Here is a 3098-nt window from a genome sequence, read left to right as displayed (position 1 = left end):
GACTTCCTAAGCGTGAACTTTCGGAATCACTGCACCTAGATGATGAAGTGGCTTTAGAATATTATCGTTTACAAAAGATAAAAGAAGGTTCGATTGAATTACAAAAAGGAGAAGAAGGTGAACTAAGCGGAACATCAGAAGCAGGACTAAAACGTGCTAAAGACGAAGAAGCTCTACTTTCAGAAATAATCAATGTTCTCAATGACCGTTTCGGGACAGAATTTGAAGAAGCAGACAAACTGTTCTTCGACCAATTAGAAGCCGAGTTGATGGAAGATGAAACCTTGCAGACACAGGCAAGAGTAAATAAGATTGACACATTCAAATTTGCCTTCAATGACAAATTCATTGACAAACTAATTGGACGCATGGACCAAAATCAGGAAATCTTTGAAAAGATTTTGGAGGATAAAGTTTTCGGTGATTTGGTGAAGGAATTGATGATGAAAAAGATCTATAAAAAGCTGAACAAATAAAGCAAACATTCGACTGAATTTGCAAGTTCTCCCTTCTTTCCGAAAGGTAAAAAACTAAACCCCATCCCTAATTTCAGAACAGGGGTTTCAGAACTGCCTCAAAAACCTTATTTAAAAGCCGGAATTCCGGTAATTTCATTTCCGAGAATCAGCAAGTGAATATCATGGGTGCCTTCATAGGTGATTACGGATTCCAGATTCATCATATGGCGCATAATGGGGTATTCGCCGGTGATTCCCATGCCGCCATGGATTTGTCGGGCTTCCCGCGCGATAGTTAGGGCCATTTCCACATTGTTGCGCTTGGCCATGGAAATATGCACGGTCTTGGCCTTGCCCTCATTCATCATTTTTCCCACCTTCCAAGCCAGTAATTGGGCTTTGGTGATTTCGGTTAGCATCTCTGCCAGTTTCTTTTGAATCAATTGGAAGCCTGCTATCGGCTTATCAAACTGAATACGCTCCATCGCGTACTTTCTAGCCGACTCATAGCAGTCCATGGCAGCTCCGATCGCGCCCCAGGCGATCCCAAAGCGGGCCGAGTCCAAACACATTAAAGGCGCACCCAATCCGGATTTGCCGGGTAGGAGGTTTTCCTTCGGTACTTTCACATTGTCAAAGACGAGTTCACCGGTGCAGGAAGCCCGCAAGGACCACTTGTTGTGCGTCTCCGGAGTGGAGAAGCCTTCCATGCCGCGCTCGACGATCAAACCATGAATTCGGCCTTCTTCATTTTTAGCCCAGACGACCGCGATATCGGCTTTGGGGGAATTGGAAATCCACATTTTGGCACCGTTCAGTAGGTAGTGGTCTCCCATATCCTTGAAGTTGGTGACCATGCCACTTGGGTTGGAACCGTGGTCAGGTTCGGTCAGCCCGAAGCATCCCAGCATTTCGCCGGAAGCTAATTTGGGTAGGTATTTTTGTCTTTGCTCCTCCGAACCGAATTTATAGATGGGGTACATGACCAGGGAACCCTGTACGGATGCCGTGGATCGCATACCGGAATCTCCCCGCTCGATCTCCTGCATGATGAGGCCATAGGCGATGTAATCCAAACCGCCACCGCCATACTCTTCCGGAATCTGGGGACCAAAAGCACCTACATCCCCGAACTTTTTGACGATTTCCTCCGGGAAATGCGCTTTCTGTGCCCAGTCCTCAATATATGGGCTGATCTCCCGTTTGACGAAATCACGGATCGAACTTCGGATGAGTTTGTGCTCCTCCGTCAGCAAATCGTCTAGGTCTAGAAAGTCAACCCCTTCGAAGGTGTCCTGCTTTTGTGATTTCTGAATTCCTACAGCCTCCATACTATTTTTGGTTTATTGAATTGAATGCTTGATTTTTGTCGGGAAGAAAAGCCCCAAGACCTTTCGAAGTAAATAGATCGAAGGGGAAAAAACTATCATTTTTGATAAAATTTAGCCATGAGCGATTCCCAATTTGACCCACGCATTTTAGATAAAATCAAACAACTCGAAGAAAAGTTTAAAGCATCCGGTCAGGATATGCTTTCCTACCTGGAAGGATTGCTTTACGCCGATTACCTGACCTATTGGGAATACATCAATCTGGATGTCTTACTTTCCCTGCAGCAACCCAAAACAAGCTTCAAGGACGAGAAGATCTTTATCATCTATCATCAGATCACCGAACTCTATTTCAAGCTGATCATATCGGAAATGGAGCAGATATCGGATAGGGAAGACCTGGATGAGGACTTTTTCAAAACCCGTCTGGAGCGGATTCTGATGTATTTTGATCATTTGATTTCCTCCTTTGCGATGATGTGGAAAGGCATGGAGCGGGAGCAATTTTTGAAATTCAGAATGTCCCTGCTTCCTTCCTCGGGTTTTCAAAGTGCGCAGTATCGGGAGATCGAATTGATGGCAGCGGATGCTTTTCAGTTGGTAGCCTTGGGCGCAAGACCTGATTTCGACTATCATTCTCCGGCGGATGATATTTTTGAGCATTTGTATTGGCAGCAGGGAGCGATCGAGTTGGCCACCGGGCAAAAGACCTTGACGCTCAAAAACTTCAACCTGAAATATGGGAAGAAGCTGAAGGAACTGATTGAGTCCTATCGCAGGAAAAACCTTTGGCAGCGCTTTATGGAAATCGAATCGCCCAGTCAGGAACTGGAGGATTTGATGAAACAGTTTGACCTGAAAGCCAATGTCTTTTGGCCTTTGGCGCATTACAAATCAGCCGTTCGCTACCTTCAGCGGGATCCGGTGGATATTGCCGCTACGGGTGGAACCAACTGGCAAAAGTACCTTCCGCCGCGATTTCAGAAGGTGATCTTCTTTCCCGAGCTCTGGACCGAAAAGGAAAAAGAAGAGTGGGGGAAAGGCTGGGTAGTGAAGGAGATTTTCGGAGAGGAAAAGGAGGGGTAAGAATGGTTTTTGGGGGGCCAGTCCACAATTTTATCCTTATTACATTTTAAACTTTATTGCTTTATCGGTTGCCTAATTTGTTGATACTTTTGAAGACCAAAAGTATCCAAAAGTCTTTGCCCCGTTCTTTTCTTTCCGCTGTCCGTGTTTTCGTTTCTTGAATAAATAGTGCGCAGCGGAATTTTGTCCTGCTTTGCCACCCTAAAAATGACTGGATTCCCGA

Annotated in this window: 2 protein-coding genes and 1 pseudogene; 2 read left to right on the top strand and 1 reads right to left on the bottom strand. The window is 45.4% G+C overall.

What is annotated here, in order from left to right:
• Positions 1-476: pseudogene (locus OU792_RS18295) on the top strand (hypothetical protein); the annotation flags it as partial.
• Between the two features lie 107 nt (positions 477-583).
• Here OU792_RS18295 and OU792_RS18290 read toward each other — a convergent pair.
• Entirely contained in the window at positions 584-1789 is a 1206-nt protein-coding gene (locus OU792_RS18290) for an acyl-CoA dehydrogenase family protein (RefSeq protein WP_274671016.1), read from the bottom strand.
• Between the two features lie 117 nt (positions 1790-1906).
• Between OU792_RS18290 and OU792_RS18285 the strand changes: the two genes are divergently transcribed.
• Positions 1907-2875, top strand: coding sequence for a tryptophan 2,3-dioxygenase family protein (locus OU792_RS18285; protein WP_134203139.1), 969 nt, complete (start codon positions 1907-1909; stop codon positions 2873-2875).
• The last annotated feature ends 223 nt before the right edge of the window (positions 2876-3098 follow it).

This window comes from Algoriphagus sp. NF (genome assembly GCF_028823735.1).
Classification (GTDB): Bacteria; Bacteroidota; Bacteroidia; order Cytophagales; family Cyclobacteriaceae; genus Algoriphagus; species Algoriphagus marincola.
The sequence above is the reverse complement of the archived record's forward strand: the minus strand, read 5'-3'. Positions and strand labels throughout refer to the sequence as shown.

Coding starts and splice junctions, on each gene's coding strand:
- OU792_RS18285 (WP_134203139.1), top strand. CDS start 1,907: ATGAGCGATTCCCAATTTGACCCACGCATTTTAGATAAAATCAAACAA.
- OU792_RS18290 (WP_274671016.1), bottom strand. CDS start 1,789: ATGGAGGCTGTAGGAATTCAGAAATCACAAAAGCAGGACACCTTCGAA.